Source organism: Thalassotalea agariperforans (assembly GCF_053470345.1).
Genome location: NZ_JBQMWH010000003.1, coordinates 244,056 through 259,816, shown reverse-complemented (window position 1 = coordinate 259,816; position 15,761 = coordinate 244,056). Strand labels below are relative to the sequence as shown.

The following is a 15,761-nucleotide window of genomic DNA, read 5'->3' as shown; positions in this document are numbered from 1 at the left end:
GTTATTAAACCTTTGAGCATAGCCTTTTAAATGACCCATTCTGCCTTTCATCTTGTTGCTCAAACGAATGACTTTATTGTGATCAATAAAAGTGCTGATATTAATTTTCACGATGAAGGTGAAGTAAACCAAGGTTTATTTAACCAAATAAAACAGCAACTCGCATTGACTGAATTATACCCTGTGCATCGGCTCGATAAAATGACATCAGGATTATTATTACTCGCAAAAAATAAAACCGCGGCCTGCCATTTTCAGCATCTATTTAGTCAGCACCTTATTCAAAAGTATTATCTCGCCATTTCAGATCAAAAACCTAAAAAAAAGCAGGGGTTAATTAAAGGTGATATGGCAAAAAGCCGACGTGGTGCCTGGAAACTATTAAGAACCATGGAAAACCCAGCCATTAGCCAGTTTTTTTCTTATGGTTTAGGCAACGGCTTACGCTTGTTTTTAGTTAAGCCACATAGCGGTAAAACCCATCAAATACGCGTTGCGCTTGCAAGTATTGGCGCGCAAATATTGGGTGATCCTTTATATGCAAAAGGAGAAAGTAAAAATCAGGCTGATAGAGGTTATTTGCATGCCTATGCGCTTAACTTTCATTGGCACGGCCAAGCCTACCACTATGTGTTAGCCCCAACACAAGGACAGCATTTTGAGAAACTCGAGTTACCAACAGAAACATTATTACCTTGGAACTTAAACTGGCCAAAAATAAAATAGCTTACGCTGATATTCAAGCAACCACATTAAGGCTGGCGATGAACAAACTTAAACCATAGCGTTATATCAAACTATGTACAAATACGGCAGCAATTGCGACCGGACAAATAAATTTGGTATATACCGGCCATATCTTCCAAAATACTGACGCTTCTACTTGTTCATTACCTTGTTTAATTTCATTAATTAATGAGTTACGTTGCCAGATCCAACCAACAAAAACACAACACAGCATAGCAACAATAGGTTGACCATATTTTGTAGACACAGTGATCACTAAACCAAATAGGCTCGAAAAGTTAGTCATGATCAACAAGCTTAATAAAAAGATCAAAACACCTATAATTAATGAGGCTTTTTTACGAGCATAACCATGGCGTTCAACTGCATAAGAAACGGGCCCTTCTAACATCGAAATTGATGACGTTAACGCGGCTATCGACATTAAAGCAAAAAAGCCAATCGCAATAAATAAACCCGCTACTCCCATGTGATTAAATAAGCTCGGTAAAACCGTAAATACTAGCGTATCTTCAGACAATAAACTGCCATCAGCTGCAAATATTTCAACCCCTTGTGCTTGTGCAACGTACATAGCAGGAATAATTAATAAGCCCGCTAAAAAGGCAATTGAAACATCAATTAAGGTAACTTGTGCCCCTAAGGTCACCATATTTTCTGTTTTCGCGATATAAGAGCCATAAATAACCATGACACTGGTACCTAGCGATAAAGAGAAAAAAGCTTGCCCTAGCGCACTTAACAATAATTTAGCTTCAAAAACACGAGAGAAATCAGGATTTAAGTAAGCAGCTAATCCTTCACTAGCGCCTTCTAATGTCATCACATAAATAATTAAGGCTGATAACAAGGCTAACATTACCGGCATTAAACGTTTTGACCATTTTTCAATACCTTGCTCAACACCTCGGCGAATAATTAAAATAGTTAAACCAATAAATAAGCCGGTAAAAATAACATTTCGGCTGAATGAAAAAGACGTTAACCAGCTGGCAGCATTGTTATTACCAATAAGTTTAGCTACTGGTTCGGCAGTATGTGCCATCATCCAACCGGCAACGATGCCATAAAAGCTTAAAATTAATGCCGCACAAATAATGCCGGCAAAACCGACAATAAAGGCAAAGTTTTTTTGAAAGCGATTACCTGACATTTTTTGTAACGAGGTTACCGCATTTGCTTGACCATAACGGCCGATTAAAATTTCTGCCATAAAGGCCGGATACGCCAAACAAAAAGCCAGTACTAAATACATTAATACAAAAGCCGCACCACCATTACTTGCGGTTTGAGTTGGAAACCCCCAAATATTGCCTAAGCCAACAGCTGAACCTGCTGCGGCCATAATAAAGCCAATGCGTGAACTAAATACGCCTCTTGCTACTGTCATGATGTAATGGTTTCTCTCACTGCTTGTTAATTTATTGATTTAAAGCGTAATCGCTCTTTGGCACTTTATCTTAATTTTTTTAGCTTAACTTTTCTATGCACCGTTAAAATAAAAAAGGAGCTAAAAAGCTCCTCATTCAGTTAACCTATGGCAATAAACCATTAATCTTTAAAGTTATTAAATTGAAAAGATTGCTCTAAATCTGCTTCACGAACAAGTTTCATTACCGCTTGTAAGTCATCACGTTTTTTACCGGTAACTCTCAGTTGCTCACCTTGAATTGCGGCTTGTACTTTTAACTTACTATCTTTAATAAGTTTAACTAATTTTTTAGCAACTGGCTGTTCAATACCTTCTTTAAAGCTCACTTGCTGAGAAAAAGTGCGCCCTGAATGATTAGTTGAACCTAATGTGAGTGCTTTCGCATCAATATTTCTCTTAGCTAATTGACCACGAAGTAGATCAATCATTTGATTAATTTGAAAATCAGCTTCTGCCTTTAACGTAACATTGGGCGATTTCCATTCAAAACTTGCTTCAACACCGCGAAAGTCGAAACGGGTAGCTAATTCTCGGGTTGCATTTTCTGTGGCGTTGCGCACATCTTCTAAATTAATTTCAGAAACAATATCTAATGAAGGCATAATTATATCTGCTCAAGTCTAGTTTAAAACCCGCAAATAATAACAAAATATTCGCTTAAAGTAATCGCTATCTATTAATATTAATTAAAGCCATGTTATTATTACTTATCACTTTTTATAACCATCCTCACGTGAAAAAAAATCACCACCTGTTATTGTTATTTTGTATTATTTTTATTGCGATTATTTTTTCATTTATCCCTGGCTTTAATGAACAGCTAGTTGAAAATACAAAAATTGATACTATCGGCCATTTTATCGGCTTTTTCCTATTAACTTGGCTGATCCATGCTTTAGTTAAACTGCCGATTAGCGTTATTGCCGTAACCTTAATTTTTTATGCTGCCGCCTCTGAGTTAGGTCAGGCATATTTAGGTTTTAGAAATGGCGAATTTACCGATTTTGTTGCCGATATCATGGGGGTTGGCAGTTTTATCTTTATTCATTGGTGTACCCTAATTGTAAAAGCTAAGTAATGAATATTGTAATTGTTGGCGCTGGTGCTATTGGCTTATTATTTTATCAACAACTGTATACTCAGAATAAAAAGCAAGCCCAAAGGCAATTAGCATTAAAAGCGCGAAAACAAGGCTCCACTCATTTCAGCTTTACTCATTTTCAAGGCCTTAGTTATCAAATTCCCATTAACTATGCCGATCAGCAGTCAATTGCGAATGCAGATGTGATCTTAATTTGTGTGAAATCATACCAAATTGATCAAGCACTAATTCAACTTATGCCCTATTTGCCAAAGAATGTAAAAATCATACTTTGTCATAACGGTATGGGAGTATTAACAAAACAAACTTTACTTGATTTATCAGCACAACACCCCCTGTTAACCCTATTAACGACTCATGGCAGTAAAAAAACATCAGCTTGTCATATCATTCATACAGGGTTGGGGTTTTGTGATCTGGGGTTATTACAAGGCAAGTTAAGTTCGGAAGATAAAAACCAGTTAATCGCAGAGTTTGCTAACAGCCAGTTAAATGTCCACTGGCAAAATAATATTAGTGAAAAACAATGGCTAAAATTAGCAGTTAACTGTGTTATCAATCCGTTAACGGCAATTAATAACATCAATAATGGTGAACTTTGCTCGGTGAAATATCAGCAAACGATAAAAACGCTAATACAGGAGTTTATTAGTGTAGCGGCCAGCCAAGGACAAAATATGGCTTTTGAAGACGTTTATGCGTTGGTTATGACAGTAGCAGAAAAAACAGCGTTAAATTGTTCTTCAATGCGCAGTGATGTTATCAAACAACAGCCCACCGAAATTAACTACATTAATGGCTATTTAGTCACGCTTGCTGACAAGGCGAATATTAATGTGCCAGAAAATAAAAAGCTTTGTCAGCAAATTAATCAGCTAACAAAGCTTTATTGATATAGGTATTAATATTAATTAAGGACGATAAACCTTAACGTTTTTATAGCCATTATCATGTAATAGTAACGCTTGTAATTGACTCATAACACCACGGTCACAATACAATAAATATTCTTTCGATTGGTCTAAATCACCAAATTTACTGCTGATTTTGTAAAAAGGAATATGAATAACGTCAACATTATCTATTTCTACTGGCTTTTCTTCTTCTTCTTCAGGGCTTCTTACGTCAATTACAATAGCGCCTTCAGCGATGCTTTCCACCGTTGCTACAGAAGATACTTCGGCTTCTGTTTCTTCAGCAATTTTACGAATATCAAACACACGACATTCTTCAACAACTTTGTCTAAAATTGCAAAATCAAAGTTTTCTTCTTCCGCTTCAACCTTTGACAATACCGCTTTAACCGTTGGTTTTTTCGAAATTACGCCACAATACTCAGGAATGGTTTTAGCAAAGTCTTCTGTACCTATAACCCGCGCAATATCAATAATTTCTTGTTTGTCGTACGCAACCAGCGGGCGTAATATTAAAGTTTCAGTGACACGATCAATCACATTTAAGTTGGTTAATGTTTGACTAGACACTTGCCCTAAGCTTTCACCTGTAACTAAGGCTTGAATTCCCATTTTTTCAGCTACTTTAGCGGCCGCACGCATCATCATGCGTTTAAGTACAACCCCCATTTGACCATTTTCGATGTTTTCTAAAATTTCACCAACTACAGGTTCAAAATCAATAGCAAAAAATTTCACCTTATGTGAAGCGCCGTATTTGTTCCACAAATAATAACTTACTTGTTTAACACCAACTTCGTGAGCAGAGCCACCTAAATTGAAAAAACAAAAGTGAGTACGAGCGCCTTTTTTGATCATTTGATAACTGGCAACACCAGAATCAAAACCACCTGACATTAATGATAAAACGTCTTCTTGTGTGGCTATTGGAAAGCCACTTAAACCAATATGACGCTCTGTTACAATAAACAGCTTATCTTGATTAATTTCAAGGCGAATAGTAACTTCTGGCTTAGTTAGTTTTACTTTAGCGCTAGCAACATTTTGGTTTAAACCTCCACCCACATATTGCTCAACTTCTAGCGAGCTAAATTCATGTTTACCAACACGCTTAACACGAACACAGAAGGTTTTGTTTTCGATGGTTTTGGCATGAATGGCGAGTGTTTTTTCAAAAATGCTATGAACATCAGTAAAGTCAGTTTGCTGAACTTCAATAAAAGCAGGAATACCAGGAATACATTTTAAGGTTTCAATTAACTTTAAACGATTTTCAGGAGTGTTGTTTTTAGTATTAACTTCAATACTGTCCCAGTTCAAGCGGGTAGTTATTTGGTCATCAACCCGACGAAGTACGTTTTTTATATTAGACTCTAATATTTTAGTGAAACGTTTGCGTACCGGACGCGACTTAATTGTAATTTCCGCTTGTAATTTGACAATAAATTTCATCAATGTAACCACCTTAAAAAGAATGGCGCGAATTATACACGATCAAAAAGAGCTACCATAGTAGCTCTGTAAGTTTATTCTTCAATAAATGAAATCGGGTCGGTTTCTTTCGCTTTACCTTGATTGATAGAAATTTCAACTCGGCGGTTTCGTCGTCGATTTAAAGCATTGGTATTTGGTACCAAAGGTTTAGTGTCGGCATTACCCACCACCAATAAACGACTTTGGTCAAAGCCCGGAACTTTAATCATTTCATGAGCAATAGCCACTGCACGCTTAGAGGACAAATCCCAGTTAGAGGTAAATAATTCAGAGCTGATCCCTTGGTTATCGGTATTACCTGAGATCATAATTTCACCAGGGATCGTGTTTAACAACTTACCAATGTCTTGAATGATCGGTTTAAACTTAGGCTGTAAAAACGCCGATCCTGACGGAAATGAGCCATTTTCACGAATGCGAATAATAATTTGCTGGCCTAAAGCTTCAAGCTCAATGGCTCCGTCTTGAATTTGTTCTTCCATTTGCTCAGCAATTTTTTTCACCAACTCATTCATGTTTTCTTGTTGGGCTTGCTGCATTTGCTCTTGCGCTTGCTGTATTTGTTGAGCTGATAACTCTTCCGCTGTACTTTGAGATTGGCCACCTCGTTGAGTACCACGTTGCTCTTGACGGCCACCAGCTGAGGTTTCATCACCCGCTTGGAACTCCAACATTTGCTGGGTCATTTCCATGGTTTGCTGTTGGATCACTTCAATAGGTGTCGGCTCAGGTTTACCTGGGCGGAACTCTTGCGCAATAACACTGGTGCCTTTAGGAATGTCTTTTACTTCAATTTTATTTTGCACACCAAAGGCAAACTTCATTGAACCGGCTATTTGTTTGAACTTTAATACGTCCATTTCAGAAAACGACAACAACAGTACAAAGAAGCACATTAATAGCGACATTAAATCAGCAAAGGTTCCCATCCATGCGGGCAACCCCGGTGGTGGGCACTTACACTCAGGAGGATTCGACATAATCGATTACTCTTCCACAGTTGATATTGCGCGTTTACTTTCAGCTAAATAGTTTTTCAGCAAGTTTTCAATAACACGTGGGTTTTGACCATCTTGAATACCTAATACGGCATCAAGAATTAACTCTTGATTGAGTTTTTCTTCTGCTAAACGCAGTTTTAATTTATTAGCAATAGGAATAGCAATTACGTTTGCTAAAAAGGCACCATAAAGTGTTGTTAACAGGGCTACCGCCATCGCCGGACCAATCGCTTTTGGGTCATCCATGTTTGATAACATCGCCACCAAACCAATCAAGGTACCAATCATTCCCATAGCTGGGGCAACATCGGCTAAAGCGGATAACATACCAATGCCAGTTTCATGACGTTCTGTAGTTAAAGTAATATCTTTTTGTAAGGTCGCACGCACAACATCCGCATCATGACCATCTACCAGCATATCAACACCTTTTTGCATAAAGGCATTGGTAATTTCGGCTTCTTCTAGTGCTAAAAATCCCCCTTTACGGGCAGCATCAGCCATTTCTACTGATTTTTCAATTAACTCATCTGGCGCTTCAAGTTTAAACATAAACGATTTGCCGATGATTTTGCCGATACCAAAAAACTGCCCCATGTTATAGTTCGACAACACAACAAAAATAGAACCACAAAATACAATCAAAATAGACTGGGTATCAACAAACATGCTGATATCGCCACCTAAGATCATTGCCATAACAATAAAGCCGATTGCGCCTAGCATGCCAATTATCGTTGCTAAATCCACAAAACTCTCCTAAAACTCAAAACGAATGCTGTTATTTTTTCTTTATTATATACATGATGACATAAATATTCGCGAATACTTATTAAATTTATTATCGGCAAACTTCTCAATAACTTAACGAATATATTTAAAAATTATTTCTAACTTATTTTCAGATATAATTGACCCTCAAAGCTAGCTGAGGTAACGTTGCGCCTTATTTTGTTTTCCGCAGATAAAAGTGTTTTATGGCTAAGAAAAAACTTGAAAATGTTTCCTTCGAAGAATCGCTACAAGAACTCGAAAATATTGTACATAACTTAGAGCAAGGCGACTTAAACCTTGAAGAGTCAATGACTTTGTTTGAGCGTGGTCTGCAGCTTAGTCAGCATAGCCAAAACAAATTACAAGATGCAGAACAAAAAATTAATATTTTGTTGCATAAAGACGGTGAAGCCAAACTAACCTCATTCGACACTTCTGAGAGCTAATTTTTTCGTGACTTCCTTGCCAAACCTAAACAATTATCAAACCCGTATAAATACTTTTCTTAATGAAAAAATAGACCAATTACCGGTTAACGACCCCAAATTATTAGAAGCCATGCGTTATGGTTTATTAATTGGCGGAAAACGCATGCGTCCTTATTTAGCTTATATCACGGGTGAAGCGTTAGGTTTAGCACTAAGTGACGTTGATGGCATTGCCGCCTCTTTAGAGTGCATTCATGCTTATTCATTATTACATGACGACTTACCTGCCATGGATGATGATGATTTACGCCGTGGCCAACCTACGTGTCATAAAGCTTTTGATGAGGCCACTGCGATTTTAGCGGGTGATAGTTTGCAAACCTTAGCTTTTGATATTTTAGCGAACCACCCTTTTTCTGAAAAAATTCAACACAAACAAATAAAACTGATTCAGCGTTTGGTACAAGCGAGTGGTTACCAAGGCATGTGTGGTGGCCAAGCGTTAGATTTAGCAGCCACCAATCAACAAATATCCTTAGCAGCATTAGAACAATTACATTCACTAAAAACCGGTGCTTTATTACAAGCCAGTGTTTTAATGGTTGCAGATTGTGCCGACGATATTACCGCTGAACAGCAAAATAGTTTAGCTGATTTTGCCAAATTTGTTGGTTTAGCTTATCAAGTAAGAGATGACATTATTGATATCACTTCAACAGAAGCAGAGCTAGGTAAACCAAGCGGTTCTGATGTGGCAGCGAACAAATCAACATACCCTGCTTTATTAGGTTTAGCCGGAGCGCAAAAAAAAGCTGACGAGTTATTTGCACAATCACTTCAAGCTTTAGCAACTTTGCCTTACAATACCCACAACTTAGAAAAATTCGCGACCTTTATTGTCAACCGCACCCATTAATCTGTTTTAATATTATGACCATAAATTTAACTGACTACCCTTTACTGTCGAATATTAACTCGCCTGACGATCTTCGTATGTTAGATAAAGATCAATTGCCTCAGGCCAGTAAAGAATTACGTCGTTTTTTATTAAACTCGGTCAGTAAAAGCAGCGGTCATTTTGCTTCTGGTTTGGGCACAATAGAACTAACTGTTGCGTTACATTATGTTTATAAAACCCCTTTTGACCATGTTATTTGGGATGTAGGTCATCAGGCCTACCCACATAAAATATTAACGGGTCGACGTGACCAACTTCATACGATTCGACAAAAAGATGGTTTGCATCCGTTTCCGTGGCGTGAAGAAAGCCCTTATGATGTATTAAGTGTTGGTCATTCAAGTACCTCTATTTCTGCGGCATTAGGTTTAGCGGTTGCAGCGGATAAAGAAGGTCAAGGTAGAAAAACAGTTGCTGTTATTGGTGATGGTGCAATGACCGCAGGTATGGCATTTGAAGCTTTAAACCATGCTGGTGATATTCGTAAAGATATGTTGGTTATTTTAAATGATAACGATATGTCCATTTCTGAAAATGTTGGGGCGTTAAATAATCATTTAGCTAAAATGTTATCTGGCAGTATTTATTCTGGTATTCGCGAAAGCAGTAAAAAAATTCTCGGTAATATTCCCCCGATAAAAGAATTAGCCAGCCGTGCTGAAGAACACTTAAAAGGCATGGTTGTGCCGAGCACTTTTTTTGAAGAATTAGGGTTTAATTATATTGGCCCAATTGACGGCCATGATGTCAAAGGTTTAGTTGATACCATTAAAAACATGCGCAATTTAAAAGGCCCACAACTACTCCATATTGCAACTAAAAAAGGCAAAGGCTACGAAGCGGCGGAACAAGATCCAATTAAATATCATGCTGTACCCAAATTTGATCCAAAAGAAACCACTTTACCTAAAGCTAAGTCAGGCTTACCTACCTACTCAAAAATATTTGGTGATTGGCTTTGTAAAACAGCCGAACACGATAAAAAGCTAGCCGCAATCACACCGGCGATGCGTGAAGGCTCTGGCATGGTAGAATTTAGTCAGCGTTTTCCGGAGCAGTACTATGATGTGGCTATTGCAGAACAACATGCGGTGACCTACGCCGCCGGTTTAGCTATTGGTGGATTAAAGCCTGTTGTTGCGATTTATTCGAGCTTTTTACAACGTGGTTATGATCAGTTAATTCATGATGTTGCCATTCAAAATTTACCGGTGTTATTTGCCATTGATCGGGCAGGCATTGTTGGCGCTGACGGCCCTACTCATCAAGGCTCATTTGATTTAAGCTTTTTACGTTGTATTCCTAACATGGTGATCATGACGCCATCGAATGAACGTGAATGCCAGCTCATGTTAACAACAGGTTATCAATTAAATTCACCAGCGGCTGTTCGTTACCCTCGTGGCTCTGGCAATGGCAGTGAATTACCTTTAATTAGTGATACCATAGAAATAGGTAAAGCTAACCTTATTCGCCAAGGCGAAAAAGTTGCCATTTTAAATTTTGGTACCATGCTAGATGAAGCCTTAACCGCGGCAGAAGAGTTAGGTGCAACGGTAGTTGATATGCGCTTTGTTAAGCCGCTTGATGAAGCAATGTTAACCTCATTAATTGAGTCACATCAGGTATTGGTTACCGTAGAAGATAATGCGATTGCCGGTGGTGCAGGTTCCGCTGTTAATGAATATATTTTAAGCCAAGGCTTAGCCGCTAAAATACTTAATATTGGCTTACCTGACATTTTCATTAAACATGGTACACAACAAGAAATTCATGCTGAATTAGGATTAGATGCACAAGGCATTATTGACAAAGTTACAACCTTTATCAAAAAGTAATCTCCTCTCTAAAGTAAATCGTTAGCTAAATCACTAACAACAAAAAAGGCATTAACTAAATAAGTTAATGCCTTTTATTTTATAGCTTTTATCAATCTAAGTGATGTACTTATGCTTGAAAAATAGCTTCAATAGATAAGTCTTCTTGACTTAAAATATCACGTAAACGTTTTAATGCTTCTACTTGAATTTGTCTCACACGCTCGCGTGTTAAACCAATTTCACGACCAACATCTTCTAAAGTTGCAGCTTCGTAGCCTAATAAACCAAAACGGCGGGCTAATACTTCACGTTGTTTAGAATTAAGCTCATTCAACCAATGCACGATATTGTTTTTCATATCATCGTCTTGTAGCTCTGATTCAGGACCTGAGCCTTTTTCGTCAGCAATAATGTCTAACAAGCCTTTTTCTGAGTCACCAGCAAATGGAGTATCAACTGAAGTAATGCGTTCGTTAAGTTTTAACATTTTACTAACGTCTTCAACCGGTTTGTCTAGCGCTTTTGCGATATCTTCAGCGGTTGGTTCATGATCTAATTTTTGAATTAAATCACGAGCAGCACGTAAATAAATATTTAATTCTTTCACTACATGAATAGGTAGTCGAATGGTACGAGTTTGATTCATGATAGCGCGTTCGATAGTTTGACGGATCCACCAAGTAGCATAGGTTGAAAATCTAAATCCACGTTCAGGATCAAACTTTTCAACGGCTCGGATCAAGCCTAAATTACCTTCTTCTATCAAATCTAATAAGGGTAAGCCGCGGTTATTGTATCGACGGGCTATTTTGACAACTAATCGAAGATTACTCTCGATCATGCGTTTGCGCGATGGTGCATCACCTTTTAATGCTAATCTAGAAAAATACACTTCTTCTTCAGCACTTAACAATGGTGAAAAACCAATTTCGCTTAAGTACAATTGGGTTGCATCTAAGTTTGCAGAAACCTCTTCTACTGCTTTTGACTTACTTTCATTCTCTTTGTTTTGAGCTTCTATCGCTATAGCCATGCTATTCTCCCCAGGTCAGCAATCGTTAGACATTAATTATTCACAGTAACTCCAAAATATTATTATTATTATTTTATCTTTTCGGTAAGTACTTCATAGGGTTAACTGATTTACCACGGAAGCGAACTTCAAAATGAAGCATGACTCTTTCCGCATCAGTATCGCCCATCTTAGCGATTTTCTCTCCGGCTTTAACGTTTTGCTGCTCTTTTACCAAGATTTCATCATTATGTGCATAAGCGCTTAAGTAATCATCGTTATGTTTAATAATCACTAATCGGCCATATCCTCTTAGTGCATTACCTGCGTAAACAACAATTCCATCTGCGGCAGCGACAATATTTTCACCTCGGCGACCAGCAATGTTAATACCTTTATTACCTTCTTGTTTCGTAGAAAAATAGCTAACTATTTTACCTTCGGCTGGCCATTGCCATTTTCGTATCTTTTGCGAAAATGTTGAGCCAGTATTTTCTAGGTTTTTGCTTGCTTTTTGTCTACTTACACTTTCACCATACTCCTGCTTTTTATTCGACGCAATAGGTTTTTTCACCTGATTTTTAACTTTTTTTGTCGAGTAATTATTCAATTTTTGCTTGGAAGTCTTGTCAGTTATAGCGTTAGCCGATTTATCACTCAAATAAATTTTTTGTCCTGGAAAAATTTTATAAGGTGGTGAAAGTTTGTTCAAACTCGCTAACGTTCTAATATCACTATCAGAACGCCAAGCAATCGAATAAAGAGTTTCCCCTTTACTCACGATATAAGTATCAGAATTGATGGTACCTTTTCGGTATTTAGAGGCTATTTTACTCGCCTCTATTTCAACTACCGGTGCCGGTGTATGATGCGAAGAACAGGCCGCTAAAAGTGTAAAAATTATTAAATAAAAATACGCTCTCATTGAGTATTCATTCTCATCAGTAAAAGTTATTGGTCTCTATTTTAATAATAAGTAGGCAACTACGATCAGGATCACACAAGCCCATCCGATAATATCAACCCATTGTTTTAGTTTTTTCTCAAACGGTGCCCCGCCCCAACGAATAAGACCGGCAACTAAAAAGAAGCGCATGCCTCGGCCAATCGCTGACGCAAGCAGGAATGGCAAAAACAGCATTTGTAAGAAGCCAGCACTAACGGTGAATAATTTATACGGTATAGGTGAAAACCCTGCAATAAAAACCACCCAAACACCCCATTCGGCAAACCATGTTGTGACCTTTTCAAAGCGCTCGGTATAACCTAACGACTCTAACGCTGGTACTATCCAAGGTTCAAACATATAGTAACCTAAAGCATACCCCAGCATACCACCAATAACTGAGGCTATTGTGGTAATAGAAGCATAACGCCAAGCTTTTTCTGGTTTAGCTAATACCATAGGGGCTAACAAGACATCTGGTGGAATAGGAAAAAATACCGACTCAGCAAAACTTAATACCGCTAAAATTTTAGGTGCTAGTTTGTGCTCCGCCCATTTTAGTGTCCATTCATATAAAGATGTAAATATTTTCATTGCACCGCTCCTGGTACTAAAGGGACAAACTTCACCATTTCAACTTGTTTTTCTTGATAATCAATTCCTTGTTCGGTTTCAACCTTAGTAATTATCTTTAATACTTGGGTTGCTTGGCCAACAGGAATGACTAGCTTACCGCCAACAGCTAATTGCTCTAATAAAGCTTGTGGTACTGACGTTGGTGCCGCAGTAACAATAATCGCTTGAAAGGGTGCTTTACTCTGCCAACCTTGCCAACCGTCACCATGTTTCATTGAAATATTATGTAAATCCATTGCTCGTAATCGGCGTTTAGCTTGAAACTGTAATGCTTGAATACGCTCAACCGAATAAACTTTCGGAATTAGTTGCGCCAAAATTGAAGTTTGATAACCTGAACCTGTGCCTATTTCTAAGACGTTATCAGGAATACCATCCGATAAAATAAGTTCTGACATACGAGCAACAATATAAGGTTGAGAAATTGTTTGCCCTTGGCCAATCGGTAAGGCGGTATTGTCATACGCTTTATGCGCTAATATTTCAGGAACAAAAATATGTCTTGGTGAACAAGCAATTGCTTGCAAAACATGTTGATTACTAATGCCTTCAGCGGCTAACTTTTGCGCGAGTATTTCTCCACTTCGACTTGATTTACCACCGATACGGCTCGCTAATATTTTACTCATAGTGATACTTCACTTATCCACTGGGTCATTTGTTCTAAACTTTTATAGGCGGTCATATCAACCGTTAATGGGGTAACCGAGGCATAATGTTCAGCTATGGCATTAAAATCTGTGCCTTCGCCGGCATCTAATTCAGCACCTAACTTGCCATACCAATAAATATCCCGTTGCCATGGGTCGGTCATTTTTTTCATGGTTTCAGCTTTGTGACGATGCCCTAACCGAGTTGCTTTAATACCTTTGATTTCGGCTAAAGGTAGGTCAGGAACATTAATATTTAAGATTTGATCAGACGGTAACGGATGCTCCGCTAAACGTTGAATCACCTTTATCGTTACCATAGCGGCTGTTTGATAATAATTTTCATCACGCCCTATTAATGAAACAGCAATCGCAGGCATGCCCATATGACGTCCTTCCGTTGCTGCTGCCACGGTACCCGAATACAAAACATCATCACCTAAATTTGCCCCGTGATTTATACCGGCAACAACAAGATCTGGCGGTGAATCCATCAACTGACTTATTCCTAAATGGACAGCATCGGTTGGCGTACCATTGACGGAATAAAAACCATTTTCTAGTTGGGTTGCTCGCAAAGGGTTTAACAAGGTTAGTGAATTACTTGCGCCACTACAGTTTCTATCTGGTGCAACAACGGTCACCTCTGCAATCGTACTTAATGCTTGATAAAGCACTTTAATACCTAACGCGTTAACACCATCATCATTACTTAATAATATTTTCATTGTCCACTCCCTCCGTTTTATGCCGTAGCTGAGCTATGTGAACTATGTGAGTTATGGTTATGATCTGCGCGCGGTGTCGCATCACGATAATTAATTAACTCTCGTAAAATAGTGGTTGCGTAACTACCCGCGGGTAAACAAAAAGAAACGGTTAACACATCAGCATCAAGAGATAATTTTGCCATTTGCATCATTAAACGAATTTTCCGGCGCTCTTGTTTTAAGCCGAAGGTTTCTAAGCCATTGGCAAAATCCGGTGTTTGCTGAACGATTGCTAATTCTTGTTGCTGGACACTATCGGTAGTCATTAATTGCCCACGCCCCCACATTGGCGCGGTAATATCAATATCAAAACTGGCTAATCGTTCAACTAACGTTTCATCAACTGCAGGCACATGAAATACCGACTGACTACCGGCTAACATACAAACATCACCATCAATTAATTCGCTAAAACATTGTTTGTTAATGCGCTCTGCCACTACTTGATTAAACAAAAAAGATCGGGCTGCGGATAAATAAATACCACGCTTTTTTTTGTCTTTTACTTTTTTGCCCGCAAAAAGTTCTTTCGCGCGCGTTATATTACCGCCATCAATACCAAAGCGTTGTTCACCAAAATAATTTGGTACGCCTTGTGCCGAAAGTTGCTGCCAACGCTCGGCTAAATCATCACCATTACAGACATTTCTTAATGTCAGTTCAAAGCGATTACCTAATAATGCGCCGGTACGTAATTTTTTATTGTGGCGCTGCGCTGATAACACCTCAACGCCTTCAATGTTTAGCGATGATAAATCATCTTCGTTTTTTCCGGGCAAATGAATACTGAAATATTGTTCACAAACAGCAAATCGATCTTTTAAGCCCGCATAGGAAACGTGTCCTTCTTTGACACCAAAGTATTTTGCTAATAAACGAGCAACCACAATGGTATTAACACAGGTTTTACGAATATAAAGTACTAAGTGCTCACCTTCGCCACTTGCCTGAAAAGGTAATAACTCAAAAACTTTAAAGTCTTCTGGCTGGCTGCGTAAATCACCGCTAGCAACCGGTTTACCATGTAAATAAGGTAAGTTAGCCATCAGCTTGATATTATCGATGTCAGTTGTCATT

Annotated in this window: 17 protein-coding genes; 6 read left to right on the top strand and 11 right to left on the bottom strand. The window is 38.3% G+C overall.

Annotation, left to right across the window (positions count from 1 at the left end; translation table 11 throughout):
- Positions 1-30 precede the first annotated feature (30 nt).
- Positions 31-726: a TIGR01621 family pseudouridine synthase gene (locus ACSLUO_RS06450; protein WP_448247229.1), complete on the top strand. Its 696-nt coding sequence runs from the start codon at positions 31-33 to the stop codon at positions 724-726.
- Positions 727-787: 61 nt separating this feature from the next.
- Here ACSLUO_RS06450 and ACSLUO_RS06445 read toward each other — a convergent pair whose 3' ends face one another.
- Complete coding sequence (locus ACSLUO_RS06445; RefSeq protein WP_448247227.1) at positions 788-2,137, bottom strand: sodium-dependent transporter; 1,350 nt, start codon at positions 2,135-2,137, stop codon at positions 788-790.
- Positions 2,138-2,298: 161 nt separating this feature from the next.
- A complete protein-coding gene (locus ACSLUO_RS06440; protein ID WP_448247225.1) occupies positions 2,299-2,781 on the bottom strand; it encodes a YajQ family cyclic di-GMP-binding protein in 483 nt (160 codons plus the stop codon).
- Between the two features lie 131 nt (positions 2,782-2,912).
- Between ACSLUO_RS06440 and ACSLUO_RS06435 the strand changes: the two genes are divergently transcribed.
- The gene (locus tag ACSLUO_RS06435) at positions 2,913-3,257 is read left to right on the top strand and encodes a VanZ family protein (protein WP_448247223.1); all 345 of its coding nucleotides are present in this window, start codon (positions 2,913-2,915) and stop codon (positions 3,255-3,257) included.
- Positions 3,257-4,174: a ketopantoate reductase family protein gene (locus ACSLUO_RS06430; RefSeq protein ID WP_448247221.1), complete on the top strand. Its 918-nt coding sequence runs from the start codon at positions 3,257-3,259 to the stop codon at positions 4,172-4,174. The genes ACSLUO_RS06435 and ACSLUO_RS06430 overlap by 1 nt, the downstream gene beginning before the upstream one ends.
- An 18-nt stretch (positions 4,175-4,192) precedes the next feature.
- On the opposite strand, the gene thiI is transcribed toward ACSLUO_RS06430, so the two are convergent.
- From thiI to pomA, 3 genes are all read right to left on the bottom strand, one after another.
- The gene (thiI, locus tag ACSLUO_RS06425; RefSeq protein WP_448247219.1) at positions 4,193-5,647 is read right to left on the bottom strand and encodes a tRNA uracil 4-sulfurtransferase ThiI; all 1,455 of its coding nucleotides are present in this window, start codon (positions 5,645-5,647) and stop codon (positions 4,193-4,195) included.
- 74 nt (positions 5,648-5,721) lie between these two features.
- A complete protein-coding gene (locus tag ACSLUO_RS06420) occupies positions 5,722-6,669 on the bottom strand; it encodes a flagellar motor protein MotB (protein ID WP_448247217.1) in 948 nt (315 codons plus the stop codon).
- Between the two features lie 6 nt (positions 6,670-6,675).
- Complete coding sequence (gene pomA, locus ACSLUO_RS06415) at positions 6,676-7,440, bottom strand: flagellar motor protein PomA (protein ID WP_448247215.1); 765 nt, start codon at positions 7,438-7,440, stop codon at positions 6,676-6,678.
- 227 nt (positions 7,441-7,667) lie between these two features.
- Here pomA and xseB point away from each other — a divergent pair, with 227 nt between their 5' ends.
- Genes xseB through dxs form a run of 3 tightly spaced genes read left to right on the top strand, consistent with a single transcriptional unit; the run spans position 7,668 to position 10,688 of the window.
- On the top strand, positions 7,668-7,910 hold the full coding sequence (gene xseB, locus ACSLUO_RS06410) for an exodeoxyribonuclease VII small subunit (protein ID WP_448247213.1): 243 nt from the start codon (positions 7,668-7,670) through the stop codon (positions 7,908-7,910).
- A gap of 7 nt (positions 7,911-7,917) precedes the next feature.
- On the top strand, positions 7,918-8,808 hold the full coding sequence (ispA, locus tag ACSLUO_RS06405; RefSeq protein ID WP_448247212.1) for a (2E,6E)-farnesyl diphosphate synthase: 891 nt from the start codon (positions 7,918-7,920) through the stop codon (positions 8,806-8,808).
- 14 nt (positions 8,809-8,822) lie between these two features.
- The gene (dxs, locus tag ACSLUO_RS06400) at positions 8,823-10,688 is read left to right on the top strand and encodes a 1-deoxy-D-xylulose-5-phosphate synthase (protein WP_448247210.1); all 1,866 of its coding nucleotides are present in this window, start codon (positions 8,823-8,825) and stop codon (positions 10,686-10,688) included.
- Positions 10,689-10,797: 109 nt separating this feature from the next.
- Here the strand turns inward: dxs and rpoS are convergent, their stop codons facing one another.
- The 6 genes from rpoS to truD form a co-directional block, all read right to left on the bottom strand.
- Positions 10,798-11,703, bottom strand: a complete 906-nt coding sequence (gene rpoS, locus ACSLUO_RS06395; protein ID WP_448247209.1) for an RNA polymerase sigma factor RpoS — start codon at positions 11,701-11,703, stop codon at positions 10,798-10,800.
- A 73-nt stretch (positions 11,704-11,776) separates the two neighbouring features.
- Positions 11,777-12,607: a peptidoglycan DD-metalloendopeptidase family protein gene (locus ACSLUO_RS06390; protein ID WP_448247207.1), complete on the bottom strand. Its 831-nt coding sequence runs from the start codon at positions 12,605-12,607 to the stop codon at positions 11,777-11,779.
- A 36-nt stretch (positions 12,608-12,643) separates the two neighbouring features.
- Entirely contained in the window at positions 12,644-13,222 is a 579-nt protein-coding gene (locus ACSLUO_RS06385; RefSeq protein ID WP_448247205.1) for a YqaA family protein, read from the bottom strand.
- Positions 13,219-13,893 (bottom strand): protein-L-isoaspartate(D-aspartate) O-methyltransferase, encoded by a 675-nt coding sequence (locus tag ACSLUO_RS06380; RefSeq protein WP_448247203.1) that lies wholly within the window; start codon positions 13,891-13,893, stop codon positions 13,219-13,221. The genes ACSLUO_RS06385 and ACSLUO_RS06380 overlap by 4 nt, the downstream gene beginning before the upstream one ends.
- Positions 13,890-14,642, bottom strand: a complete 753-nt coding sequence (gene surE / locus ACSLUO_RS06375; protein WP_448247201.1) for a 5'/3'-nucleotidase SurE — start codon at positions 14,640-14,642, stop codon at positions 13,890-13,892. The genes ACSLUO_RS06380 and surE overlap by 4 nt, the downstream gene beginning before the upstream one ends.
- A 17-nt stretch (positions 14,643-14,659) precedes the next feature.
- Positions 14,660-15,760, bottom strand: coding sequence for a tRNA pseudouridine(13) synthase TruD (truD, locus tag ACSLUO_RS06370; protein ID WP_448247199.1), 1,101 nt, complete (start codon positions 15,758-15,760; stop codon positions 14,660-14,662).
- Between the last annotated feature and the right edge of the window lies 1 nt (position 15,761).